The organism is Stenotrophomonas sp. LGBM10 (genome assembly GCF_046736075.1).
GTDB lineage: Bacteria > Pseudomonadota > Gammaproteobacteria > Xanthomonadales > Xanthomonadaceae > Stenotrophomonas.
The window spans coordinates 2,981,028-3,007,376 of the sequence record NZ_CP177163.1; the positions used below are offsets into that span (position 1 = coordinate 2,981,028).

General features: G+C 68.8%; 19 protein-coding genes. 16 read left to right on the forward strand and 3 right to left on the reverse strand.

Annotation, left to right across the window (positions count from 1 at the left end):
* Positions 1-6: 6 nt before the first annotated feature.
* The 15 genes from gspD to ACLB90_RS12865 all read left to right on the forward strand — a co-directional run bounded on the left by gspD (position 7) and on the right by ACLB90_RS12865 (position 21,132).
* A complete protein-coding gene (gspD, locus tag ACLB90_RS12795; protein ID WP_411849857.1) occupies positions 7-2,205 on the forward strand; it encodes a type II secretion system secretin GspD in 2,199 nt (732 codons plus the stop codon).
* Positions 2,206-2,270: 65 nt separating this feature from the next.
* Positions 2,271-3,125 (forward strand): glycosyltransferase family 2 protein, encoded by an 855-nt coding sequence (locus tag ACLB90_RS12800; protein WP_411849858.1) that lies wholly within the window; start codon positions 2,271-2,273, stop codon positions 3,123-3,125.
* Positions 3,122-3,967, forward strand: a complete 846-nt coding sequence (locus ACLB90_RS12805; protein WP_411849859.1) for a glycosyltransferase family 2 protein — start codon at positions 3,122-3,124, stop codon at positions 3,965-3,967. Before ACLB90_RS12800 ends, ACLB90_RS12805 begins: the two co-directional genes overlap by 4 nt.
* A 111-nt stretch (positions 3,968-4,078) precedes the next feature.
* Positions 4,079-5,254, forward strand: a complete 1,176-nt coding sequence (gene pncB, locus ACLB90_RS12810; RefSeq protein ID WP_411849860.1) for a nicotinate phosphoribosyltransferase — start codon at positions 4,079-4,081, stop codon at positions 5,252-5,254.
* Between the two features lie 172 nt (positions 5,255-5,426).
* The gene (wecB, locus tag ACLB90_RS12815; protein ID WP_411849861.1) at positions 5,427-6,611 is read left to right on the forward strand and encodes a non-hydrolyzing UDP-N-acetylglucosamine 2-epimerase; all 1,185 of its coding nucleotides are present in this window, start codon (positions 5,427-5,429) and stop codon (positions 6,609-6,611) included.
* Entirely contained in the window at positions 6,608-8,824 is a 2,217-nt protein-coding gene (locus ACLB90_RS12820) for a hypothetical protein (protein ID WP_411849862.1), read from the forward strand. The genes wecB and ACLB90_RS12820 overlap by 4 nt, the downstream gene beginning before the upstream one ends.
* 6 nt (positions 8,825-8,830) lie before the next feature.
* Positions 8,831-10,975 (forward strand): glycosyl transferase family protein, encoded by a 2,145-nt coding sequence (locus ACLB90_RS12825; RefSeq protein WP_411849863.1) that lies wholly within the window; start codon positions 8,831-8,833, stop codon positions 10,973-10,975.
* Positions 10,972-13,794, forward strand: a complete 2,823-nt coding sequence (locus tag ACLB90_RS12830) for an NfrA family protein (RefSeq protein WP_411849864.1) — start codon at positions 10,972-10,974, stop codon at positions 13,792-13,794. Before ACLB90_RS12825 ends, ACLB90_RS12830 begins: the two co-directional genes overlap by 4 nt.
* A 16-nt stretch (positions 13,795-13,810) precedes the next feature.
* Entirely contained in the window at positions 13,811-14,839 is a 1,029-nt protein-coding gene (locus tag ACLB90_RS12835) for an alginate O-acetyltransferase AlgX-related protein (protein WP_411849865.1), read from the forward strand.
* Between the two features lie 4 nt (positions 14,840-14,843).
* Positions 14,844-15,968, forward strand: a complete 1,125-nt coding sequence (locus ACLB90_RS12840; RefSeq protein WP_411849866.1) for an alginate O-acetyltransferase AlgX-related protein — start codon at positions 14,844-14,846, stop codon at positions 15,966-15,968.
* 13 nt (positions 15,969-15,981) lie between these two features.
* Positions 15,982-17,562: an MBOAT family O-acyltransferase gene (locus tag ACLB90_RS12845; protein WP_411849867.1), complete on the forward strand. Its 1,581-nt coding sequence runs from the start codon at positions 15,982-15,984 to the stop codon at positions 17,560-17,562.
* Positions 17,563-17,575: 13 nt separating this feature from the next.
* Positions 17,576-17,806 (forward strand): acyl carrier protein, encoded by a 231-nt coding sequence (locus ACLB90_RS12850; RefSeq protein WP_017357450.1) that lies wholly within the window; start codon positions 17,576-17,578, stop codon positions 17,804-17,806.
* Between the two features lie 29 nt (positions 17,807-17,835).
* On the forward strand, positions 17,836-19,311 hold the full coding sequence (locus ACLB90_RS12855; protein WP_411849868.1) for an AMP-binding protein: 1,476 nt from the start codon (positions 17,836-17,838) through the stop codon (positions 19,309-19,311).
* Entirely contained in the window at positions 19,308-19,994 is a 687-nt protein-coding gene (locus tag ACLB90_RS12860) for an alginate O-acetyltransferase AlgF (protein WP_411849869.1), read from the forward strand. The genes ACLB90_RS12855 and ACLB90_RS12860 overlap by 4 nt, the downstream gene beginning before the upstream one ends.
* 4 nt (positions 19,995-19,998) lie before the next feature.
* Positions 19,999-21,132, forward strand: a complete 1,134-nt coding sequence (locus ACLB90_RS12865; protein ID WP_411849870.1) for an acyl-CoA dehydrogenase family protein — start codon at positions 19,999-20,001, stop codon at positions 21,130-21,132.
* A gap of 13 nt (positions 21,133-21,145) precedes the next feature.
* Here the strand turns inward: ACLB90_RS12865 and ACLB90_RS12870 are convergent, their stop codons facing one another.
* The 3 genes from ACLB90_RS12870 to ettA form a co-directional block, all read right to left on the reverse strand.
* The gene (locus ACLB90_RS12870; RefSeq protein WP_411849871.1) at positions 21,146-22,162 is read right to left on the reverse strand and encodes a DUF4434 domain-containing protein; all 1,017 of its coding nucleotides are present in this window, start codon (positions 22,160-22,162) and stop codon (positions 21,146-21,148) included.
* 43 nt (positions 22,163-22,205) lie between these two features.
* The gene (locus ACLB90_RS12875) at positions 22,206-23,522 is read right to left on the reverse strand and encodes an NCS2 family permease (RefSeq protein ID WP_411849872.1); all 1,317 of its coding nucleotides are present in this window, start codon (positions 23,520-23,522) and stop codon (positions 22,206-22,208) included.
* 372 nt (positions 23,523-23,894) lie between these two features.
* On the reverse strand, positions 23,895-25,559 hold the full coding sequence (gene ettA / locus ACLB90_RS12880) for an energy-dependent translational throttle protein EttA (protein WP_411849873.1): 1,665 nt from the start codon (positions 25,557-25,559) through the stop codon (positions 23,895-23,897).
* A gap of 235 nt (positions 25,560-25,794) precedes the next feature.
* Here ettA and ACLB90_RS12885 point away from each other — a divergent pair, with 235 nt between their 5' ends.
* Complete coding sequence (locus ACLB90_RS12885; RefSeq protein WP_411849874.1) at positions 25,795-26,274, forward strand: RcnB family protein; 480 nt, start codon at positions 25,795-25,797, stop codon at positions 26,272-26,274.
* The last annotated feature ends 75 nt before the right edge of the window (positions 26,275-26,349 follow it).

The following is a 26,349-nucleotide window of genomic DNA, read 5'->3' on the forward strand; positions in this document are numbered from 1 at the left end:
GAAAGCATGACACTGCGTCTTTTCCCGATTTCCTTTGCCGTGGCCCTGCTGGTGGGCTGCGCCACCGTGCCTGCTCCCGAAGTGCGTCGCGACGCGGTGCTGGATGGGCCGCACCAGGTGGTGGCCGGCGACGGCTCGCGCGAAGGCGTGGCCACCGAGGGCCTGGAGGCCGGCGCACCGCAGGCGGTGATCCGCCGCGGTACCGGCACCATGATCAACCGCAGCGCGGCTGCGGCGCCGCAGCCGGCGCTTGCGCAGGCCGGCAGCGGGCAGGCCACGTTCAATTTCGAAGGCGAGTCGGTGCACGCCGTGGTCAAGGCGATCCTCGGCGACATGCTCGGGCAGAACTACGTGATCGCGCCCGGCGTGCAGGGCACCGTGACGCTGGCCACGCCCAAGCCGGTGTCGTCGGCGCAGGCGCTGAACCTGCTGGAGATGGTGCTGGGCTGGAACAACGCGCGCATGGTCTACAGCGGCGGCCGCTACAACATCGTCGCCGCCGACCAGGCGCTGGCCGGTACGGTTGCGCCGAGCACCGCCCCGGCCGCCAGCGCGCGCGGCTTCGAGGTGCGCGTGGTGCCGCTGCAGTTCATCTCCGCCACGGAGATGAAGAAGGTGCTGGAGCCGTATGCGCGTCCCAATGCGATCGTCAACGTGGACAGCGGGCGCAACGTGATCACCCTCGGCGGCACCCGCAGCGAACTGGAAAACTACCTGCGCACCGTGGAGATCTTCGACGTCGACTGGCTGTCGGGCATGTCCGTGGGCGTGTTCCCGATCCAGTCGGGCAAGGCCGAACAGGTTGCCGCGGATCTGGAGAAGGTGTTCGGCGAAGAGAGCAAAACCCCCAGCGCGGGCATGTTCCGCTTCCTGCCGCTGGAGAATGCCAACGCGGTGCTGGTGATCACCCCGCAGGCACGCTACCTGGACCAGATCCAGCAGTGGCTGGACCGCATCGACACCGCCGGCGGCAGTGCCCGCCTGTTCTCCTACGAACTGCGCTACGTCAAGGCCAAGGACCTGGCCGAGCGCCTGGCCGAGGCCTTCGCCAGCGAGAACGGCCGTGGCCGTGGCAGCAGCACCTCGCTGGCGCCAGGGGGATCGCAGATGGATGTCGGCAGCCGCGACCTGGGCGGCAACACCAACAACATCAGCACCACCGGCAGCGGCAACGGCAGCAGCCGCGGCGGACTGGGCGACGGCAGCATGAGCCTGCCGCAGCGGCAGGCGGGCAACGCCAGCTTCAACCTGGAAGTGCAGGGCGACAGCGTCGGCGTGTCCGCCGTGGAAGAAACCAACACCCTGCTGGTGCGATCCACCCCGCAGGCATGGCGCTCCATCCGCGAGGTGATCGAGAAACTCGACGTGATGCCGATGCAGGTGCACATCGAGGCGCAGGTGGCCGAGGTATCGCTCACCGGCGACCTCAGCTACGGCGTCAACTGGTTCTTCGAGCAGGCTGTGGCCACCGGCAAGACCGAAAGCGGTGTGGACCTGCCGAGCGCGCTGGGCCGTTCCATCTGGGGCAGCATCTCCGGCGTGGTCGGTGACGGTGGCGTGGGCTGGACCTTCCTTGGCAAGAACGCGGCGGCCGTGGTGTCCGCGCTGGACAAGGTCAGCAACCTGCGCCTGCTGCAGACCCCGTCCATCTTTGTGCGCAACAACGCCGAAGCCACGCTCAACGTCGGTACCCAGATCCCGATCAACTCGGTCTCGGTCAACACCGGCGTTGGCGGCGACAACACCTACAGCCAGGTGCAGTACCTCGATACCGGCGTGATCCTCAAGGTGCGCCCGCGCATCACCCGCGACGGCGTGGTGTTCCTGGACATCGTGCAGGAAGTCAGCTCGGCAGGCGCGATTCCCGCCGGCTGTGATCCGACCAAGACCACCTGCAACCCGCCGATCAACACCCGCAAGATCTCCACCGAGGCCGCCGTGCAGAGTGGCGACACCATCATGCTGGCCGGCCTGATCACCAATTCCGACGAAGACGGCAGCAACGGCGTGCCGGGGCTGAGCAAGATCCCGGTACTGGGCGCCCTGTTCGGCAGGAAGACCCAGAACAGCGGGCGTTCGGAAGTGATCGTGCTGCTCACCCCGACGATCGTGCGCAACGCGCAGGAGTCGCGCAAGCTCACCGACGAGTACAGCAGCCGCTTCCGCGCGATGGAGCCGTTCCCGAACCACCCGAAGAAGAACTGACGCGCGCACCCCGCGCCGCCTGTTAGGCTGCGCGCATCCGGCAGCCACCACAGACAGGGGAAGCGATGGGGACGATCGTGTTGCTGCCGATCGGCGTCGACGACACCGCCCTGGACCAGTGCCTGGGCGCCCTGGAGGCCGGCACCGCGCCCAACACGGCGGTGTGGCTGGCCGACGACGGGCAGGCCGGGCCGCGGGCGCAGGCGGTGATCGAACACTGGCTGGCCCATACGCAGCTGCGCGCCGAGTACACCCGGCGTGCGCGCAGCATCGGCGAGGTGGCCCACCTGGATGAGATGCTGCAGGCCTGCGCCGGTGCCGACGTGGTGGTGCTGGCGCCCGATGCGATCCCGGCGCCGGGCTGGCTGCAGCACCTGGAGGCCTGCTTCGCGCACGATCCGTCGATCGGCTCGGCCACGCCCTGGTGCAATGCCGGTGAAACCGCTGCCTGGCCACGCCTGGGCGAAATCAATCCGGTCCCCGAGGCGCTCGACGCGCTGGCCCATGCCTGCGCGTCGTTGCCGCCGCTGCACCCGGAACTGCCGTCGGCGGTGACCCATGCAGTGCTGCTGCGCGGCAATGCGCGGCGCAAGGCCGGGGGCCTGGACGCGCACAGCTATGGCTCCTGGAATGCCGCGCTGATCGACCTGAGCCTGCGCATGGCCGGGCTGGGCTGGCGCAATGCACTGTGCGAAACCGCCTTCGTCGCGCGGGCCGACGAGGGCCAGGCGCACGATGGCGACATGGACGCGCTGGGCACGCGCTGGCCCGGCTGGCGGCCGCGGCTGGCCGCATTTCTGATGGGCGACCCGCTGCGCCAGGCACGCCAGGCGCTGCAGCAGGGGTACCAGCAGGCGATAATGCCGCGCGCACAGGGCGACCTGTTCGCGCCGCCCGCCGCACCGGAGTCCCCCGCTTGAGCCACGCCATCGCCGCCATCATCGTCAGCTACCAGAGCGGCAGCACCCTTGACGCCTGCCTGACCCGGCTGCGCGCCGCCCACGATGTCGTCGAGATCCGCGTGGTCGACAACGGCTCGACCGATGCCACGCTGGACATCGTGCAGCGCCACGCCACGGCGGACGCGCGCGTGCGTTTCATCGCCAATCCGGACAACCCCGGTTTTGCTGCCGCCAACAACCAGGGCGTGGCCGACTGCGAGGCGCCGTGGCTGGCGTTCATCAACCCCGACCTGCTGGTCGCGCCGGACACGCTGTCGCTGCTGTGCGCACGCGCTGCGGCACTGGGCGACTGCCTGCTCGGCGTGGAACAGGTGGACGAGGACGGTCGGCGCGATGACGCGGTGCGCCGCCGCGATCCGGATTTTGCCGCGATGCTGCGCCACCCCGGCCGTGGCGCGCGCCTGGCCATCCCGGCCGATCCCGCCCAGACCCTGCAGGTGGTGCCGGCCCTGTCCGGTGCGCTGCTGCTGATGCCCCGGGCGCTGTTCGACCGGCTTGGCGGCTGGGATGCCGGCTACCGCCTGCATGCCGAAGACCTGGACCTGTGCCGCCGTGCCCGCGATGCCGGGGCGGTGGTGGCAATCGCCAACGACCTGCAGGTCATCCACGTGCGCGGCGTGTCCAGCCGCTCGCGGCCGTTCTTCGTCGAATGGCACAAACACCGCGGGCTGTGGCGCTACTTCCGCAAGTTCGAGGCGCCGCGCCGCAACCTGCTGGTGCAGGGCGCGGTCTGGGCGGCCATCTGGGCCCACGCCGCGGCGCAGGTGCCGCGGCTGCTGCGGGCACGGCGCCGGACCTGAGCCCGCGCCGAGATGAACGCGTGGCCAAACGCGGCCACGCCCGTATGCCGGCGATCACCACGCGCGGCGCATAATTTGCAGGCGCACCTTCCGAACGCGCGTGGAATCCGCATGATCATCCAGTCCCTGCTCGACACCGACCTGTACAAATTCACCATGATGCAGGCGGTGTTGCACCAGCATCCCGGCGCCCAGGTGCAGTACCGGTTCAAATGCCGCACGCCGGGCATCGACCTGGCGCAGTTCATCGATCAGATCAACGACGAGATCGACCACCTGTGCCGCCTGCGCTTCACGGCCGAGGAACTGGACTACGTGCGCGGCCTGCGGTTCGTCAAACCGGACTTCGCCGACTTCCTCGGGCTGTTCCACCTGGACCGCAAGTACATCGGCCTGCGCGCATCGGTGACCGTGCCCGGCGAGATCGAGCTGGACATCACCGGTCCGTGGCTGCACACGATCCTGTTCGAAGTGCCGCTGCTGGCGATCATCAACGAGGTCTGGTTCCGCAATACCAGCACGCCCGATTTCGCCGAAGGCGAGCGCCGCCTGCAGGCCAAGACCGCGCTGCTGCGCGATACCCCCGGCTTCGAGCTGTGCCGCATCGCCGACTATGGCAGCCGGCGGCGCTACTCGCGCGAGTGGCACGCGCGCATGCTGCCGATGATGCGCGATGCGCTGGGCACCCAGTTCGTGGGCACCAGCAACGTGCATTTCGCCCGCCTGTACGGCATGACGCCGCACGGCACGATGGCGCACGAGTATCTGCAGGCGTTCCAGGCGCTTGGCCCGCGCCTGCGCGATTCGCAGGTGGCGGCGCTGGAATCGTGGGCGCGCGAGTACCGCGGCGACCTCGGTATCGCCTTGTCCGATGTGGTCGGGCTGGAGGCGTTCCTGCGCGATTTCGACATGTACTTCTGCAAGCTCTTCGATGGCGTGCGCCACGATTCGGGCGATCCGTTCGCCTGGGGCGACCGCATGCTCGCGCACTTCAACGCGCGTCGCGTCGATCCGCGCAGCAAGGTGCTGGTGTTCAGCGATGGGCTCAACATCGAAAAGGTGATGCAGCTGTTCGACTATTTCCGCGGACGCTGCCAGGTGGCATTCGGCGTGGGCACGCACCTCACCAACGATCTCGGGCCGACGCCGCTCAACATCGTCATCAAGATGGTCCGCTGCAACGGCCAGCCGGTGGCCAAACTCAGCGATTCGCCGGGCAAGAGCATGTGCGACGACCCCGGCTACCTGGCGTATCTGCGCCAGGTGTTCGAACTTTCACCTGAGTAACGCGCCCACAAAGAGACACTGGTACCCGGGTAACGGCATAAAGTGACGCACAGCGTCACATTGGCCGTCGAAATGTGATGCGTATCACGTTGAACTGGCTAGGAAGCCCCACTTGGCCTACGATTTGCGTGATGGACGTCACACATCGTTAGTCAGCACATGGAGCGGTCAGGTGAAGGTTCTTTCTGTCTTTGGTACTCGCCCTGAAGCCATCAAGATGGGGCCGCTGGTCCGCGCGCTGGAAGCAGCGCCGGGAATCCACTCCGTGGTCTGCATCACCGGACAGCACCGGGCGATGCTCGATCAGGTGATGTCGTTGTTCGACATCCAGCCCGATCACGACCTCGATGTCATGGTTGCCAACCAGACCCTCAACGGGTTGTGCGCGCGGTTGTTCGCCAAGCTCGATGCACTCTACGAGCAGGTGCAGCCGGACCGCGTGCTGGTGCACGGCGATACCAGTACCGCGATGACGGCCGCGCTGGCTGCGTTCCATCGCCGCATTCCGGTGGGGCATGTCGAAGCAGGTCTGCGCACCGGCAACCTCGACCAGCCGTGGCCGGAAGAAATGAACCGCCGCGTCATCGACGTGGTCGCCGACCATCTGTTCGCGCCCACCGCCAGCTCGCGCTACAACCTGGAGCAGGAAAATCTGGGCGGGCGCATCAGCGTTACCGGCAACACCGTGATCGATGCGCTGGAACAGACGGTCGACCGCATCGACCGCGACGCGCCGCTGCGCGCCGGCCTGGATGCGGCGTTCCCGTTCCTCACGCCGGGCCGCAAGCTGCTGCTGGTCACCGGGCATCGCCGCGAGAGCTTCGGCGACGGCTTCGCCAACATCTGCCGCGCGCTGGCCGAACTGGCCCGACGCCCGGACCTGGAGATCGTCTACCCGGTCCACCTCAACCCGAATGTGCAGGGGCCGGTACACCAGCACCTCGGCGGCCTGGACAACGTGCACCTGATCGAGCCGCAGGACTACCTGCACTTCGTGCGCCTGATGCAGCGCGCGCACGTGGTGCTCACCGATTCCGGCGGTGTGCAGGAAGAAGCGCCGGCGCTGGGCCGCCCGGTGCTGGTGATGCGCGATGTCACCGAGCGCCCCGAAGCCGTGCAGGCCGGGGTGGTCAAGCTGGTCGGCACCGACGCGGCGCGCATCGTCGCCGAGGTGGGGGCCGCCTGCGACGCCGCGCCGACCCCCGCGCGGTTCCGTCCCGATGCCAGCCCGTACGGCGATGGGCGTGCATCCGCCCGCATCGTCGCCGCGTTGCGCGGGGTCCCGTTCGACGAGTTCGTGCCCGGCCTTGCGGCCGATGCCCTGTCCACTCCCTCCCTGACCGAAGCGACCTCATGACCAAGACCACCCGTAGTACCGCACGCTTCTCCAAGGTATTGCCGCTGGCCCTGGTCCTGATCTGTCCCCTGCCGACGGCGTTGGCCGCCGACAGCGTGGCCGGCCAGTTCACCGAGTGGGCCGGCGACAGCACCGTCAGCCGCAGCATGACCCTGCGCGAACTGGGCTTCACCCAGCCGGTGATACTGAGCGGGCAGGAGAGCCAGCGCGAGATCTACCTGCCGGTACCGGCCGGGGTGGAGACCCGCGACGCACAGCTGCAGCTCGACGCGCGCTACGTGCGCGGCCACACCGGGCGCACCTCCAACCTGCTCTCCATCGATGGCGACCCGGTTTCGGCACGGTCGATCACCGATGCGCAGGGCGATGCCAGCCAGTTGATCGGCATCGACGGCTTCGCCCGTCCGAGCGGTTTCGTGCGCTTCGGCGTGGGCTGGTGGTCGGTGGTGTCCGACTACCAGTGCGCCGACCAGAGCGCGCCCGCCAACGTGCTGCGGCTGTCGCCGGACACGCGTTTCAGCTACCGCTTCGATGGCCGTCAGATCGACACCGTGGCCAAGGCATGGGGCGCATTGCCGGCCCGTGTGCGGCTGCTGGTGGATGGCCGCGCGCTGGGCGTGGACAGCTACGACGCGGCCTGGCGCGTGGGCACCGCATTGGAGAATGGCGGCAAGCGCGTGGACGTGGTCGGCCTGCCCGCCGTGGGCGGCACGGTGGACCTGCGCGGGCTGGTGATCCCCGCCAGCCTGGCCGGCATTCCCGCCTATGCGGCGTTGTCCGACGGCAGTGCCACGCACCGTATCGGCAGCCTGGCCGAAGTGGGCGCGCTGCTGTCGCTGGCCGATGGCCCGCTGGCACCCGACGTGGCGGTGACCAGCGACCCGCTGCGGGCCGCCGTGCGCGCCGCGCTGGATGCGCTTGCGGCCGAGGTGGGGGCGTCCGCACCCGACGCCGCCGCTGCGTTCGCGCAGTGGCGCAGCGCCGACATGGCCGGACTGGAAACCGCGCCCGGCACCGCGTCGGTGCAGGTGGCGATGGTCGGCGGGCGTCCCACCCTGCTGGTTGCGGTGGGAGCCGGTGCCAAGGTGGCCGGCCTGCTGACCGAGCAGTGGCGCGCCTACGCGCTGGGACGTTCGCTGCAGGTCGAGCAGGCGGTGCTGCCGCAGGCCGACAAGGACGTGGTGCTGCTCAGCCGCCTCGGCGCGATGGCCGGCACCCAGGACATCATCTCGCGCGGCGACCGCATCGCCACGTTCGACCTGGGCGCGCTGTCCAGCGAAGGGCGCCTGCCCAGCGAAGTGGTGCTGGACGTCTCTGCCGCGCCGAATCCGGCCGGGCAGGGCGCGGTGGCATCGATCTTCTTCAACGACTACCTGCTCGGCGCCAAGGTTCTGGCCAACGACGGCAAGCCGCAGCGCCTGGTGGCCACGGTACCCAGCTACGCGCTGGCTGCGCGCAACCAGGTCAAGATCAGCTTCCTGCGCCAGCCGGCGCGGCCGTACTGCCATGACCCGGCCACCGGCTACCCGGTGTCGGTGCTGCCCAGCAGCCACCTGCGCCTGGCCGACCGCAGCATGGCCCCGGATTTCGTCGGCGCCGCCGCACAGCTTGCCGGCAAGCACGACGTGTTCGTGCCGGCCACCTGGCTGCAGGATGCGCCGTCCTCGCTGGCCAAGGTGATCCACATCGCCAGTGCCGCCGGCGCCTCGCCCACCCAGGCGGTGCTGAAGGTCAGCGATCCCAAGGCGGCGATCGCGCCGGGCGGTGCCTACCTCAGCTTCGCGCTGGCCCCGCAGGACGTGGTCTCCAGCGGCGCGGTGCGTGACGGCCGCCTGGTGATCGCCGGGACCGGCAAGCAGGTGCTGCTGGATGTGGCCGGGCTGGACCGGTCGGCGCTGGTGGAAGTGGTCGGCAGCGGTGACAGGACCGGCGTGATCTACCGCGAGCTGGGGGCGCATGCGCCGCAGATCGGCGAACCGTTCCGGCTGATCCGCGGCAACATCGCGCTGCTTGACGGCCGCGGTGTGGTCCAGGACTTCGATGGCCAGGATCCCACCGGGGCGAACGTCGCCAAGCAGGGCAATCCCGAACCGGTCTGGCAGCAGCACATGGTGTGGCTGCTGGTGCTGGTGGGCGTGGTGGTGTTCATGCTGCTGGCCGCGCGCGTGGCGCAGGTCCGTCGTCGCCGCAAGTCCGCCTCGACCGGGCACTGATCCCCCGTGGACGGCCTGCACTGGGATATCTACCTGGCCAACTACTACGCCGGACTGGAAACAGTCGCGGCGGCAGTAGCCGTGCTGATCCTGATTTCCAGCCTGGACGACCTGTTCATCGATGTCTGGTACTGGGTGCGCGAAACCTGGCGCACCCTGACCGTGAAGAAGCGCCGCGAATACCGGCCCTTGACCCAGCAGGACCTGCTGCAGCGGCCGGAACAGCCGCTGGCGATCATGGTGCCGGCCTGGGCCGAGTACGACGTGATCGCGCAGATGGTCGAGAACATGATCGACGTGCTCGACTACCGCGAGTACATCGTCTTCGTGGGCACCTATCCCAACGATGCCGAGACCATCGCCGAAGTGGAACGCATGCGCCGCCGCTACAAGCGGCTGCGTCGCGTCGAAGTGCCGCACCCGGGGCCGACCAGCAAGGCCGACTGCCTGAACTGGCTGATCCTGTCGATCTTCGACTACGAGAAGCGCCACGGCATCGAGTTCGCCGGGGTGATCCTGCACGACAGCGAAGACGTGCTGCACCCGATGGAGCTGCGCTTCTTCAACTACCTGCTGCCGCGCAAGGACATGATCCAGTTGCCGGTCACCTCGCTGGACCGCGAGTGGTACGAGCTGATCGCCGGCGTGTACATGGACGAATTCGCCGAATGGCACGCCAAGGATCTGGTGGTGCGCGAGAGCGTGTCCGGCATGGTGCCCTCGGCCGGCGTGGGCACGTGTTTCTCGCGCAAGGCGCTGCTGGCACTGAGCGAGGCCACCAACAACCAGCCGTTCAATACCGACAGCCTGACCGAAGACTATGACGTCGGCGCACGGCTGGCGGCGATGGGCATGCATTCCATCTTCGCGCGGTTCCCGGTGCAGTTCCGCGTGCGCCGTCCCTCGTGGTTCGGCTGGGGCCCGGTGCGCGAGCGGACCCAGGGCATGGCGTTGTGCGTGCGCGAATACTTCCCCGACAACTTCCGCGCCTCCTACCGGCAGAAAGCGCGCTGGGTGCTGGGCATCGGCCTGCAGAGCTGGGAAACGCTCGGCTGGCGCGGATCGCTGGCGACCAAGTACCTGCTCGCGCGCGACCGCAAGGGCATCATCACGTCCTTTGTCAGCATCATCGCCTACGTGATCTTCGTGCAGCTGCTGCTGTTCTGGCTGCTCAAGGTCACCGGCCTGTGGCACACCCAGTTCCCCACCATTTTCCAGGCCGGCACCTGGCAGATGAACGTGGCGCTGCTGACCACCGCCGCACTGGCCACGCGCGTGGTGCAGCGCTTCTACTTCGTCAACAAGCTGTACGGCTGGGAACATGCGCTGATGTCGATCCCGCGCATGGTGGTCGGCAACATGATCAACTTCATGGCCACCGCCCGTGCGTGGCGCATGTTCCTGCTGTACCTGCTGTTCGGCAAGCGCATGGTGTGGGACAAGACCATGCATGACTTCCCCAGCGCCTCCCAGCTGGTGCAGACCCGCAAGCGTCTGGGCGAGCTGCTCACCACCTGGCAGGCCGTGGAGCCCGAACGCCTGGAGGAAGCGCTGCAACAGCAGCAGGGCGGGCGTCAGCAGCCGCTCGGTCGCATTCTGGTGTCGCAGGGCTGGCTGGACGACGAAACCCTCGCCGAGGCCATCGCTTTCCAGGGCGATCTGCCGCGTGCGGCAATCGACGTGGCCTACCTGCAGGCGGGCCAGTTCCCGGTACCGGTGGACGCCTGCGTGCAGTGGCGTCTGCTGCCGTTGCCGTCCGATACGCCCGACGAACTGTCGGTGGCCGTCGCCAACCCGTTGTCCGAGGCCGAACAGGCGCAGCTGCTGAAAGACCTGCCGGCCACCACGGTGGTGCAGTCGATTGCCCGCGAAAGCGAGATCAACGCCGGTCTGCGCCTGATCAGCGGCGAGAGCTACCGCATCGACGCGGTGCCGCTGCTCGGCGACCTGCTGGTGGAGATGCGCCTGATTCCGCGCGACCAGTTCGAGCGCGTGCTGGACGAATACAAACCGCAGCGCGACGGGCGCATCGGCGATTACCTGGTCAAACATGGCGTGGCCACCGAAGCGGCCATCGCCACCGCCGTGCGCGAGCAGCACCGACGCTCGGGCCTTCCCCAGTACAGTGCCAGCGGAGAGCTGAAGGCATGAGAACCACACTGCTTTCCAGCATGATCGCGCTGAGCCTGCTCGGGCTGGGGTGCGCCAGCGCACAGGCGCAGGAACCGCTGCCGCTGTCCGGCAACGCCTACCGCATCGCCGAGCAGGCGTTTGGCGCCTATGAGCGCGGCGATTACCAGCAGGCCTACCGGACCGCCGCCGAGGCGGCGCGCCTGCGCCCCGACGTGGCCCGCCTGCGCCTGTTGCAGATCTATGCCGCACAGAAGCTCGGCCGCTATGACGAGGCGCGCAGCCTGGCCCAGCGGGCCATCGCAGATGGCCTGCGCGATCCGGCGCTGCCCGGTCTGGCCGCTGCGCCCGCCGCCGCAGCCGGGCGTGCCGGCGGCGCGGCGGCACCGCGTGCAACCGCGCGGCCGACTGCGGCCGAGCAGGCGTATCAGCGTGCCTTCGCCATCGCCACCCAGGCATACGACGCCTACAACGCCGATCGCATGGCCGAGGCGGCGCAGAAGGCCGAACAGGCATTCCGCCAGCAGCCCCAGCAGGGCGCCTGGGCGATGCTGTGGGTGGCGGCGCTGGAAACCTCCGGCGACCTGGAGGGAGCGCTGCAGGCGGCCACCACCGCACTCGAACTCGGCGCACCGAACCGCACCGACCTGATGGCGCGCCAACTGCGCGTCAAGCGCGAGCAGGCCATCATTCCGGCGCAGGCCGGTTACCAGGCGCTGATCGCACTGCGTCCGGAAGAGGCGGTGGAACCTGCCCGCAAGGCCGTTGCGCTGGCGCCGGAAGTCACCAGCCATCGCCTGTTGCTGATGAGCGCACTGCTGCTCAGCGATCGCCTCGAGGAAGGCGTCACCGCTGCCAGCGATGCCATCGCGCAGGACGGCGAAGACACCAATGCGCTGGTCATGCGTGGCTATCTGCTGCAGCGGCTGGGACGCAGTGCGGCATCCAATGCCGATTTCGACACCGCGCTCGGCCAGGACTGGCTGGATCCGCAGCAGCAGCGCAGCGTGCGCCTGCTCGCCGTGGACGCGGCCATCGCGGCGGGTGATCGCAGCCGCGCCGAGCGCCTGCTTGCGCCGCTGCAGGCCGATGCCCTGGCCGACGAAGACGACGACACGCGCAAGGCGATCACCGATGCCGTGACCCAGCGCACCCGCGCGCTGCGCAGCGCACGTCCGGGCGTGGCGCTGACCGAGGCCAACTATCCTTCCCCGATCCAGCAGTGCCGCGATACCCCGTACGGCACCCAGTGCGAGCTGATGCCCGCCGATCTGCAGGGCGAGGGCGGCGCGGCGCAACGCGCCTACGCAGCGTACGGGCGGCAGGACTACCAGCAGGCGATCACGGACGCACGCCAGGCCGTACAGGCCGCGCCGGACAGCGTCCCGCTGCAGTCGCTGCTGACCACGGCGCTGGCGGCGGGCGACCGTACCCAGCAGGGCGAGGCCCGGCAACGCCTGGACAGCGCCCTGGCCACCACGCCCGATGATGCCGGCCTGCTGATGCAGCGCGGCTACCTCAACCAGCGCGTCGGGGCACCGCAGGCGGCGCTCGACGACTTCCGCGCGGCCGACGCCACCGGCAAGGCGCCGCCGACCGTGGTGCTGGACCAGGCCTATGCGAATGCGGCGCTCGGCAAGCGCGACGAGGCGGCGCGCCTGCTACGCGGCGCGATCGACAGTGCCGACCAGGGCGAGATGAAGCTGGATACCTCCCAGCGCTACAACACCCGCAGTTCCATCACCAACTTCGAGCGGGAGTGGGGCATGACGCTCTCCGCGGGCTACCGCGGCGCGCGCCAGGCCGCCACCAACCTGGGCGGTGCGGCGATCAGCACGCCGGGTGATTCGGTGTTCGGTACGCTGGAAGCGTTCTGGCGGCCGCAGGCGCTCAACAACCGCCACGGCACGCTGGAGGCTTATGCGCGCCTGGCCAACACGCTGTACGACGAAGGCGGCACGTTCGAATCGCTGCTCGCAGTCGACCCCTGCACCGGCGTGGCCACCGAAGATGCGCGCGACCGCGCCGAGCGCCTGAGCCAGTCGCGCTCGGTCGCCGGTTGGCCATCCACGATCGGCTCGTTCGGCGTGCGCTACGCCTTCGGCCAGACCGGCCTGAGCGCCGGTATCGAACGCAGGCAGTTCCTGGGTACCGCCACGCGGCGCGGCGGCGTGTATCCGGATTCGGCGGCGATCCGCTGCCGCATCCAGACCGAATCGGACCGTCCGCTGCAGGTCAACACGCTGGCCCGCTATCGCCTGGACAGCAATGCCGGCGGCTGGATGACCTACCTGACCTACGGCTTCTACCACGGCACCGGCGTGCGCACCGACGTCAACCGCTGGTGGAACCTCAGCGGCTATGCGCAGGCCGGCTACAGCTGGGACGACAACCGCGCCCACTTCACCATCGACAGCCTGGACGCCAATGGTGATCCGGCGCAGCGGCTGATGGCATCCGATGGCCGCCTGCGCCGCCAGCAGGCCTTTGCCGCCGCCGAACTGCGTGCCGGCCGCAGCTACCGGTTCGGCGCGGACCAGACCCGCTGGGTGGTCACGCCCTACCTGGTGCTTGGCGCCGACTGGATCGACCAGCGCTCGCGTGTGAGCGGCATCGACTATCCGTTGATCGGCACGCAGTCGTTCGCGCTGTCCGACACCGACCGCAGCTGGTCGCTCGGCACCGGCCCCGGCGTCGGCGTGCGCTACTGGTTCCGCGAGGATCACTACAACGCCGCGCGCTCCTATCTGGACCTGGCCGTGCAGTACCGCTTCGCCCTTGGCGGCGGCGATACCCAGCGCGCCAAGGGCCTGTTCGCAACCGCTACCCTGTACTACTGACATGGAAAAGGACCTCATGAAGACCGACGCCCCTGTGTCGCGCCGTCCCTCGCGCCTCCGCCTGCCGCTGCTCGTCGCGCTGTGCGCCCTGGCCTGCAGCGGCCCCGTGCTTGCCCAGGCACCCGCGCCCACGCCGCCCGTCAGCGACGACTCGTCGATCGTGCTGGTTGGCAAGGATGGCTGGCTGTTCCCGGCATGGGGCAGCCTGAGCGACGTCGACACCAAGGCCGTGGATGCGTCCACGGCCTTGATCGCCGAGGCCAAGGCCGCGCTGGCGGCACGCGGCATCCGCCTGGAACCGCTGGTGCTGCCGGACAAGGTGATCTTCTATGAAGACCGCCTGCCGGAAGGAAAAGTGGTCAGCCCGTCGGTCGAGAAGCGCTACGACACCATCCTGGCGTCGCTCAAGCGCGCCGGCATCGATGCGCTGGACGCCAAGCAGGTGCTGTCCGGCGTGCGCGCCAGCGGCGCCGATGTGTTCTACCGCAGCGACCAGCACTGGACCCAGGTCGCCGCCGATGCCACCGCCGATGCGATGGCTGCGCGGATCAAGGCGGCCGTTCCCACGCTCGCCGGCGAGCCGGGGTCGGGCATGGCGCTGGGCCGGGAAGTGCGCGAACGTCGCTACGGCGACCTGGCCGAACTGTTCCTGCCGCCGGATCAGCGGGCGGCTATCGGCCGCGAAACCTTCGTGGTGCGCCGCGCCGCCGAGGGCCAGTCCCTGCTGGACGATGGCAAGGCACCGGTGCATGTCACCGGGCACAGCATGGTGCAGGCGTATTTCGGCTTCCCGCAGAAGCTGTCCAACAGCCTGGACCGCCCGGTGACCGTGAACTGGAAGGCGGGCAACGTCGGCCCCTGGGTCATGCTGCTGGAATACCTGGAATCGGCCGACTTCCGCGACAACCCGCCGCAGGTGCTGGTGTGGCAGATGTTCGAGCCGGTGTATGGCTTCGGTCCGCAGGCGCAGGGCCAGTGGGACAACGCCTCCATCATGACCCCGCAACAGTGGCAGGCGCGCCTGCACAAGGCCCTGGGGCAGTAATCCGATGAGTGCCCGTCCCGGCGCACCCGCGCCCCTGCCACCGGCCGCGCCGGCCCGTGCGCACATCGCCACCGCCGTGGTGGTGGTCGTGCTGCTCGTGCTCGGCCTGGCCTCCGGTGCCTGGATGCTGGCCAACGCCACGCTGCCCGCCGCGTCGCTGGCGCCGGCACGCTGGGCCGATGGCGAAGCAGGCCGCGCGATCAACGAAGCGCTGAAGCTGCCGGTGCAGGCGCAGGCCGACCTGGCCAGTGCCGCGGTGCGCTACCGCTTCCTCGGCGATACCGGCCCGCAGGTGGCGATGGGGTGCCCGGACTGGCTGTTCTATCGCGACGGGCTGCGTCCGCCGGCCGGCACCGGCGACACCGTTTTCGCCCAGCGCACGCGTCTGATGCAGCACTGGTCGCAGCAGCTCAAGGCGCAGGGCGTGCAGTTGCTGGTGGTGGTGGTGCCGGACAAGTCCCGCATCGAGCACTCCCATACCTGCGGCCTGCGCCATTCCGCGCCGATGCGCGCGCGCCTGGGGCAGTGGCAACAGGCGCTCGCCGCCGCCGGGGTGCCGTCCACCGACCTGCTGCCGGTGCTGCAGGGCGCATCCGAACCGGTGTTCTTCCGCACCGATGTGCACATGAACCGGATCGGTGCGCAGCGCGCCGCCGATGCGGTCGCCGCGTCCGCGCTGCCGTTGCTGGGCGGTCGCGGGCAGCAGGCGTTCGAGGTGGGCGCCCCGGGCCCGGCCGAGCCGCGCATGGGCGACCTGATCGTGCTGGCCGGGCTGGAGCATGCGCCGCCACGCTGGCGGCCGGCACTGGACCGCGAGCCGGTGCAGGTGATTGAACCGCTGCGCAGCGGTGGACTGCTCGATGACACCCCGCCGGTGGAGGTGCTGCTGCTGGGCAGTTCCAACGGCCGCCGCAGCCTGTTCGCCGAACGCCTGGGCAACGCGCTCGGGCGCGAAGTGTGGAACGAGAGCCTGGATGGCGGCCAGTTCTCCGGCGCCCTGCTGGCGGCACTGCCGCAGCGGGCGCAATGGCCGTCCAGCCTGAAACTGGTGATCTGGGAATACTCCGAAATGGCCCTGTCCTTGCCGTTGACCGACGGTGAGCAGGCGACGCTGGCCGAGATCGACTGAGCGCCGAACGACGATGCTTTTCAACTCTTTCCTGTTCCTCCTGGTGTTCCTGCCGATCGCGCTGGGCATCCACTATCTGCTCGGTGCCTGGAAACCGCGGCTGGCCGCGCTGTGGCTGTGCGTGGCCTCGGTCGTGTTCTACGGCTGGTGGAACCCGCAGTTCGTGGTGCTGCTGGGCGGGTCCATCGTCTTCAACTATCTGGTCAGCCTGGCGATCCTGTCGCTGGCCAAGCGCCCGCGCCTGCAGTTGCTGGTCACCGCGCTGGGCGTGGCCGCCGATCTGCTGCTGCTGTTCCACTACAAGTATTTCGCGGCGATGGTGAACTTCGTCGGCGAGATGGGCTTCAACGTCGGCCCGATGGACACGCTGATCCTGCCGCTGGGCATCTCCTTCTTCACCTTCACCCAGATCGGCTACCTGCTCGACTGCCGCGCCGGCGTGGTCAACGACCGCAGCCCGCTCAGCTATGTGCTGTTCGTGACCTTCTTCCCGCACCTGATCGCCGGCCCGATCCTCCACCACAAGGAGATGATGCCGCAGTTCAGCAAGCGCGAAACCTACCGCTTCCACGCCGACAACCTGTCGATCGGCGGCATGCTGTTCGTGATCGGCCTGGCCAAGAAAGTGCTGCTGGCCGACACCATCGCCCCGTACGCCGATGCCGGTTTTGCCGAAACCGGCAGCGTGCAGTTCTGGGGGGCGTGGGCCACCGCACTGAGCTATGCGCTGCAGCTGTACTTCGATTTCTCCGGTTACTCGGACATGGCGCTGGGCCTGGCGCGGATGTTCGGCATCCGCTTCCCGCTCAACTTCAACTCGCCGTACAAGGCCACCAGCGTGATCGACTTCTGGGCGCGCTGGCACATGACGCTCACCCGCTACATCACCGCCTACCTGTACTACCCGGTGGCGATGGCGGTGACCCGCTGGCGCACCCGCCACGGCCGCCCGACCGGACCCACCGCCGTGGCCTCGGCCGGTGGCTTCCTGTCGATGATCGTGCTGCCCACGGTGTGGGCAATGGGGCTCGCCGGCATCTGGCACGGCGCCGGCCTGCAGTTCCTGATCTTCGGCCTGCTGCACGCGGCGTACCTGGCGATCAACCACGCCTGGCGCGTGTTCGTCGGCGGGCGCACGCCGGTGGCGCTGCGCAAGGTGAGCCGGCTGCAGCATGTGGGCTATCTGCTGCTGACCTTCGGCGCGGTGCTGGTGGCGCAGGCGTTCTTCCGCGCCGACGGCGTGGGCGACGCCTGGCAGCTGGTGCAGGGCATGGCCGGCGTGCGCGGCTGGGAGGCCCTTGAAAGCGTTACCCATGCCGCCGGGCTGGGCCTGGCCGACGGCGCGCGCCTGCTGATCGGGCATCACCTGCAGTTCGTGTATATCGTGGTGCTGCTGGCGATCGTGTGGGGCACACCCAACGCGCACCAGATCATGGGCGTGTACTCGCCGTCGCTGGCCAAGCCGAATCCGGCGCCGCGCGCGTGGATGCGCTGGCAGCCCAACCTGCCGTGGCTGCTGGTGATGCTGGTGCTGCTCGGGTTGTGCCTGCTGAGCCTGCACAAAGAATCGCGTTTCCTCTACTTCCAGTTCTGACAAGGTGAACCTCATGGATATCCAGACGCTCCAGACCCAGCTGATCGACATCGTCGAGTCGGTGATCGGCACCCGCGTGCAGCCTGACGAGTACATGGAGTCGCTGTTCGACTCGATGTCCAAGGTGCAGCTGATGGTCGAGGTCAAGGACCGCCTGGGTGTCACCCTGCCGGTCGATGAGATCGACGCGCTGGTCGATTCGGTGCAGGTGCTGGCCGACTACGTGGCCGCGCACCAGCGCTGAGCCGTCCCCCGTCCGCAGGAGCCGACCGCATGCGATTCGATTTCGACCACTGCCGCTTCGTCGAGCACGCGCAGGCACCGCACGCCGCCGCCCTGCACGATGCCGATGGCGTGATGGACTGGGCCGGCCTGCACCAGGCCACCCAGGACTGGATGGCGCGTGCCCAGGCGGCCGGCGTGCTGCCGGGCCATGCCCTGGTGATTTCCGGCCACAAGCAGGCGGCCTTCGTGGTGGCCATGCTCGGCTGCCTGCAGATGGGCGTGACCTACGTTCCGGTGGATACCATCAACCCGCCAGCGCGCCTGCAGCGCATCACCGAGCTGGTGCATGCCGGCGCGGTCTACGATGCGGCCGCCGATGCGTTCGGCCCCGGCGCTGCCGCGCCGCGCGCGCTGACCGTGCCCGGCCTGGCCTACATCATGTTCACCTCGGGCAGCACCGGTGATCCGAAAGGCGTGCAGATCGGGCGCGACAGCGTGGCGCTGTTCACCGGCTGGATCCGCGACTGCCTGGCGCTGGGCGAGGCGCCGGCCTTCCTCAACCAGATGCTCTTCAGCTTCGATTTCTCGCTGTTCGACCTGTGCGGCGCGCTGGGTCTCGGCGGCTGCTGCGTGCTCTGTCCGCGTGAGGTGATCGCCGACAGCGAGCGCTTCGTCGACCACCTGCGCCAGTCCGATGTCGCGGTGTGGGCCTCCACACCCTCGTTCGTGCGCCAGCAGATGCTCAACCCGCGGTTTACCGCTGCCCAGCTGCCGTCGCTGCGCGTGTTCGTGTTCGGGGCCGAGTCGCTCACCCCGCGTGTGGCCGAAGAGCTGTGGGCGCGCTTCCCGCAGGCGCGCATCATCAATTCCTACGGCCCCACCGAAGCAACCTGTTCCACCACCTGGGTGGAAATCGATGCCGAACTGCGCGCCGCCGCCCCCAACCCGTTCCCGATCGGTGTGGCCAAGCCGTATGCCGAGGTCTTCCTGGACGACGGCGAAATCTGCATGGCCGGCGACCACGTGATGCGCGGCTATCTCGACCGCCCCGATCTCGATCAGGGCGTACTGTTCGAGCACAACGGCAAACGCGCCTACCGCAGCGGCGATCTCGGCGATCTCGATGCGCAGGGGCGGGTCTACTTCCGCGGCCGCAAGGACGACCAGATCAAGCTCAACGGCTACCGCATCGAGCTGGCCGAAGTGGATGCCGCACTGTCCACCCTGGCGGGCGTGGTGGCGGGTGCCGCCGTGGTGCTGCGACGCCCCGACGGCAGCCTGGTGCGCATGATCGGTTTCGTTGAACTCACCCATCCGGGCGAGGGCGCGGTCCAGCCGTTGCCCGAGGCCCTGCAGGACTGGAAGGACCAGCTCGGCCAGCGCATGCCGCCGTACATGATCCCCTCCGAACTGATCGCCGTGGATGCCTTGCCCACCGGCACCACCAACAAGGTCGATCGCAGACAACTGGAGCAGCGCTACGCGTTGGCGCGCACGCTCCGCAGCCAGGAACCCAAACGATGAAGATGCCGCTGACCCTGCTTGTCGCCGCCCTGCTGGCGTGCGCTCCCCTGGCCGCAAGCGCGCAGCAGGGCGCGCCGGAAGGCCGCCTGGCGCAGCTGTACGCAGCGCGACCGCCGGCCGGGTCGGCGTTCGTGCGGGTGCTCAATCCCGGCGCGGCCGCGCTCAAGGTCGGTGTCGGCAACGGTGCGGACCAGAGCATCGGCCCGGCCACGCGCGCCACCCGCTATGCAATCGTGGAAGGTGGCAAGCCGTTCGCGGTACGCGTGGGCGGCAAGCCGCGCACCCAGCCGCAGGTTGCCGCCGGCAGCTTCACCACGCTGGTGCTGGACCCGGCCACGCCGTCGCGGCCGCTCGCCGTGCTGGCCGATGGCGGTGGCAGCAGCGATGCGCTCAAGGCCGAGATCCGCTTCTACAACCTGGCCACGGGCTGCGCGCAGGCGCGGCTGGCGATGGCCGACAAGGGGGCGGTGGTGTTCCCGGCGGTGGCCGCTGGCGCCAGCAGCGCGCGCGCGATCAACCCGGTCAAGGCCCGTCTGGTGGCCGGCTGCGGCAACCGGGACAGCCTGCCGCTGGCGCTGCCCTCGTTGCAGCCCGGCGACCATTACAGCCTGTTCCTGACCGGCAGCGCCAACGCACCGGTACTGCAGGGCCAGCTCAGCGGTACCGATCCGGTGGGCCGCTGATCCCATGCCCGCCCGTTCCGTCTTCCGCGACGACCATGCCCTGTTCCGCGAGCAGGTGCGGCGCTTCATCGACACGCAGATCGCACCGCACTACGCGCAGTGGGAGCGCGACGGCATCACCCCGCGCGCGCTGTGGCGTGCGGCGGGCGAGGCCGGCCTGCTCAACTGCCAGTTGCCCGAACCCTATGGGCTGGGCGGCGATTACGGCCATGCCGCCTGCGTGATCGAAGAGCTGGCGCGCGCCAACTATCTGGGCATCGGTTTTTCGATTCACTCGGACATGGTCGCGCCGTACCTCATGCAGTACGGCAGCACCACCCTGCGTGATGCCTGGCTGCCGGCGATGGCGCGCGGCGAGGCGATCGGCGCCATCGCGATGACCGAACCCGGCGCGGGCAGTGACCTCAAGGCGATCCGCACGCGTGCCGAGCGCCGTGGTGACCATTACCTGTTGAACGGACAGAAAACCTGGATCACCAACGGCAGCAATGCCGATGTGGCGGTGGTGGTGGCGACCGTAGCGCCGGAGCTTGGCGCACGCGGGCTTACGCTGCTGTGCGTGGACACGCACCTGCCCGGCGTGACCTGCAGCGCCCCGATGGCCAAGATCGGTCAGCACGCGCAGGACACCAGCGAGCTGTTCTTCCAGGATGTGGAAGTGCCGGTGTCGCACCTGCTCGGCGAAGAACAGCGCGGCTTCGATTATCTCGGCGAGCAGCTCGCGGCCGAACGCCTGGCCATTGCGCTGCGTGCGGCCGCATCGGCCGAGGGCATGCTGGCCGAAACGGTGGTCTACGTGCGCCAGCGCAAGGCCTTCGGACGCTTCCTGATCGACCACCAGAACACCCGGTTCGTGCTCGCCGATGCGGCCGCACGGCTGGCGATGCTGCGCACGTTCCTGGACCAGTGCCTGGGCGAGCAGATGGAGGGGCGGCTGGATGCAACCCGCGCCGCGATGGCCAAGCTCAACGCCACCGAGATGCAGGGGCAGGTACTCGACGACCTGCTGCAACTGCATGGGGGCTACGGCTACAGCAGCGAGTACGGCATCGGCCGCGCCTGGACCGATGCACGCGCGCTGCGCATCTTCGGCGGCACCAGCGAAATTCTGCGCGAGATCATCGGGCGCACGCTGTAACGCGCGCCGGGCGCTACGGAGCGCTGGTCCGCCAGCGCTTGCGCAGCGCCTGCGCGCGCGGGGTGTCCTGCGACAGCCACGGGTCCAGGGCGAAGGCGAACACCCCGGCCGCGCCACTGCGCTGGGCCCAGGCCAGCTGTCTGGCGATACGCGCGGCATCGGCGGTCTGCGCCTGGAAATGACTGCCATCGGCAGGCGAGCTGGGCAGTTCCTCGAACAGTTCCACCACCACGTCGAAGTCGACCTTGCGCGTGCGCAGCAGCGCCAGCAGCGGATCGACGCCGTCGAGGTTGTCCAGGCCGGCTACGCCGACGCCGTCCTGCACCATCGGCCGCAGCGGCGCCTGCTCCAGGATGCGGGTCCACAGCTGCGCCAGCGAACCGGTGGTCTGCAGCCGGCTGAAGTAGGTGGAAATGGCGGTGACATGCGGGGTGCCGGCCTTGGCCGCTTCGCACAGCGCGGCCAGCCACGCGCACAGCCGCTGCTGGCGGTCGTCCTGCGCCCAGTGGTACTGCTCCAGTTCGTAGGGCAGGTACCAGCCGGCGAAATTGGCCTGCCGCGCCCACGGCGCGCGCTGCAGGTAGCGGCGTGCGTTGTCCAGGGTGAGCGCGAGGAACGCATCCAGTGCGGCTGCATCCGGCGCCTGCAGCGCCTTCCACCAGCCGCTGTGATACGGCAGGCCGACCCGCACCTGCAGCCCTTCGGCCGCGGCGCTGGCGAAGATCATCTGCATCACCGCATCGGGCACATCCCAGTCGGCATCGCCGCCGCTGCCATACAGGCCGGCCCACTGCACCACGATCTGCCGGCAGCCCAGCTGCCGGGCCAACGCCATGTGCCGCTGCCAGTCCTGTGCGGTGAGGTCCAGGTGGCTGCGCCACGGCTGGATGAAGCTGCCGTCGAAATGCGGCGGGGTCGAACAGCCCGGCAAGGTCGCCAGCGCGGCGACCGCAGGCGCAAGCACCGCCGCCCGCAGCAGGTGGCGGCGCAGCGGTGATGGCAGATCGGCGGGCAGGCGGGCATCGGTCATGCACGCATCATCCCAGAGCCGCGTTGCCGAGGGGTGAACCGCCTTATTCCAGGGCGTAGCGCAGCACGAACAGGCCGGCCACCAGCCACACCGCCGGATGCACATCGCGCCAGCGGCCGGTGCCTGCCTTGAGCACCGCATACGCGATGAAGCCGAATGCCAGGCCATTGGCGATGGAGTAGGTGAACGGCATCGCCAATGCGCACAGTGCCGCCGGGACGGATTCGGTCAGGTCGCTCCATTCCACATCGACCAGTTCGCGCAGCATCAGGCCGGCGACGAACAGCAGGGCAGGGGCGGTGGCATAGCCGGGCACCATTGCCGCCAGCGGCGAGAACAGCAGTGCGGCCAGGAACAGGGCCGCCACCACCAGCGCGGTGAGGCCGGTGCGGCCACCCGCCTGCACGCCGGACGCGCTTTCGGCGAAGGCGGTGGTGCTGCTGGTGCCCAGCAGCGAGCCGGCAACGATGGCGGTGCTGTCGGCGAGCAGGGCGCGCCCGAAACGCTTCTGCGCGCCCGGCAGTTTGAGCAGCCCGGCGCGTCCCACCACGCCGTACAGCGTGCCGGTGGCATCGAACACTTCCACCAGCACGAACACCAGCACCACCTGCAGCAGGACGGCGATCGGCGCGCCGCCGTCGTGGTGCAGCAGGCCCGGCAGGTCCAGCTGCAGGAAGGTGGGGGCCAGGCTCGGCGGCAGCGAGACCACGCCGTGGAACTGCACGTCGCCCAGCAGCCAGGCCGCGCCGGTGACGGCGAGGATGCCGATCAGGATCGCGCCCCGCACGCGGCGCGCTTCAAGGATGGCGATCAGCAGGAAGCCGGCCAGCGCAAGCAGCGGCGGTGCGGTGTTGAGCGGGCCAAGCGCGACCAGGGTGTCGGTGTTGGCGATGATCACGCCGGATTTCTGCAGGGCGATGATGGCCAGGAACAGGCCGATGCCGGCGACGATCGCCGCGCGCAGCGAGGCGGGGATGCCGGCCACCAGCCAGGCGCGCACGCCGGTGAGCGACAGCACCAGGAACACCAGTCCGGAAATGAAGACGGCGGCCAGCGCCTGCTGCCACGGCAGCCCCGCCGCACCGACCACGGTGAAGGCGAAGAAGGCGTTCAGGCCCATGCCCGGGGCCATGCCGACCGGGAAATTGGCGGCGAAGGCCATCACCAGCGAGCCCAGCGCGGCGGCCAGGCAGGTGGCGACGAACACCGCGCCCGGGTCCATGCCGGTGGTGGCCAGGATGTCCGGGTTGACGAAGACGATGTAGGACATCGTCAGGAAGGTGGTCAGCCCGGCCAGCAGTTCGGTCCGCACGGAGGTGCCGTGCTGCTGGAGCTGGAACAGGCGTTCAAACAGGTTCATGTCGGTTGTCCGTGGAAAATGACGCATTCCGGCGTGGTGCCAAAAGCCAAAGCCGGAAGCCTTCGTCTGCAGCAGTGCGGGCTGAGGGCCGGCGGATGCGGGGGTACGGGACACGCCGTGAACCCATCCCTGGGGGCTCGTAGAAAACATCCCTGTTTTCTACGGTCCCGTACCCCCGCACCCGCCGCCCCTCCCACAGTAATCAGGCGGCCATCGGAAGCGCGATTGCGCCGGGCCATGCCCGGCTTTCCGTCCGTCTCGCGCAATCGTTGGGGGAGGGGGCTGCCCGCCTGCCTCCCGGCACGTGGCAATCGAATCGCCGCCGTTGACCCAAATGCAGAACGGCCGCGCAGAGCGCGGCCGTTCTTTTTCTTACTTCAGCGCCTTGAAGCGCAGGCGCTTCGGGGCGGCGTCGTCGCCCATGCGGCGGCGCTTGTCTTCTTCGTACTCGCGGTAGTTGCCCTGGAAGAACTCCACGTGCGAATCGCCTTCGAACGCCAGGATGTGGGTCGCGATGCGATCCAGGAACCAGCGGTCATGCGAAATGACGAAGGTGTTGCCCGGGAACTCCAGCAGCGCATCTTCCAGCGCACGCAGGGTTTCGATGTCCAGATCGTTGGACGGTTCGTCGAGCAGCAGCACATTGCCACCCTGCAGCAGGGTCTTGGCCATGTGCAGGCGGCCACGCTCACCACCGGACAGCGAACCGACCAGCTTCTGCTGATCCTGGCCCTTGAAGTTGAAGCGGCCGATGTAGGCGCGCGACTGGATCTCGATGCCGTTGATGTTGAGGATGTCCAGACCGCCGGCGATTTCCTGGAAGACGTTGTGGTTGCCTTCCAGCGCGTCGCGGCTCTGGTCCACGTAGGACAGCTTGACGGTCGGGCCGACGGTGATCTCGCCCGAATCCGGCTTTTCCTGCCCGGTGATCATCTTGAACAGGGTCGACTTACCGGCACCGTTGGGGCCGATGATGCCCACGATCGCGCCACCCGGCACCAGGAAGCTCAGGTCGTCGAACAGCAGGCGGTCGCCGAACTTCTTGGAGACGTTCTTGAATTCCATCACCGAGGCGCCGAGGCGCTCGCCCGGCGGGATGAAGATTTCATTGGTTTCGTTGCGCTTCTGGTAGTCCACCGACTGCAGCTCTTCCAGGCGGGCCAGACGGGCCTTGCCCTTGGTGCGGCCGCCCTTGGCGTTCTGGCGCGACCACTCCAGTTCCTTCTGGATGGCCTTCTGGCGGGACTTCTCCTGGTTGTCTTCCTGCTTCAGGCGCTCGTCCTTCTGCATCAGCCAGTCGGTGTAGTTGCCCTTCCACGGAATGCCGCGGCCGCGGTCCAGTTCCAGGATCCACTCGGCGGCGTTGTCCAGGAAGTAGCGGTCATGGGTCACGGCCACCACGGTGCCGGTGTAGCGCGCCAGGAACTGTTCCAGCCATTCCACGGACTCGGCGTCCAGGTGGTTGGTCGGTTCGTCGAGCAGCAGCATGTCCGGCTTCTGCAGCAGCAGGCGGCACAGGGCCACGCGGCGCTTTTCACCACCGGACAGCTTGCCCACGATGGCGTCCCACGGCGGCAGGCGCAGTGCGTCGGCCGCCACGTCCAGCTGGTTTTCCAGGGTGTGCGAGTCGCCGGCGGCGAGGATCGCCTCCAGGCGCTCCTGTTCCTTGGCCAGCTTGTCGAAGTCGGCGCCTTCCTCGGCATACGCCAGGTACACCGCGTCCAGCGCGGCCTGGGCCTGCAGGACTTCGCCCACGCCTTCCTCGACCGCTTCGCGCACGGTCTTGGTGGGGTCCAGTTCCGGCTCCTGGGCCAGGTAGCCGACCTTGATGCCGGCCTGCGGGCGGGCTTCGCCCTCGAAGTCGGTATCCACGCCGGCCATGATCTTCAGCACCGTGGACTTGCCGGCGCCGTTCAGGCCCAGCAGGCCGATCTTGGCACCCGGGAAGAACGACAGCGAGATGTCCTTGATGATCTGCCGCTTGGGCGGGACCACCTTGCTGACGCGGTTCATGGTGTAGATGTATTGCGAGGACATGTGGTCTCCGAAGGCGCAACCCTGCGCCCGTTCCGTTGGGGAACAGGAACAGATGTAAAAGGAATACCCCTGATTATAGCGGGAAGCGGTGACAACCGCCGGTCGGCCCCGGGGGCGGGGCTTGCCGCCGCCTGAATGGGCCGTCAAAGCCCTTGAATTGGAAACCGTTTCCAGCCGGAAACCGTTCAGACCGGGTCAGCATGATGTAATCATCCACTCACAAGCGAGGCCAGTCATGCGCATGAATCGAATTGTGGTCGGGGCCGTGGCCTCGCTGCTGGCCCTGGGCGCGGTGGCGCCGGCCTTCGCCGACAACGACCATCGCGGCCGTGGCCATGACCGCCATGACCGTTATGACCGTGATGATCGCCACGACCGCCGCCACGACCGTCATGACCGCCGCGAGTGGCGCGATGACCGCCGCGAAGCCCGTCACGACCGCCGCTACTACGACAACCGCGGCTACTACCGTCCGGCGCCCCCGCCGCGCGTGGTGTACCGCCCGGCACCCGGCTACGGCTCCTATGGCTGGGCGCGTGGGCACCGCTACCGCGAGTACTACGGCGGTCCGGTCTACGTGGTCAACGACTACAACCGCTACTCGGTGCGTCGCCCGCCCCGCGACCACCACTGGATCCGCGACGACCGCGGCAACCTGCTGCTGGTGGCCATCGCCACCGGGATCATCGCCGACTACGTGATCAACAACCGGTAAGGCCAGGCCCGGCCCCGCCACCCCGGACGGCGCCCTCGCGGGTGCCGTTCGTCGTTCCGGGGTGCCGGTCGACCC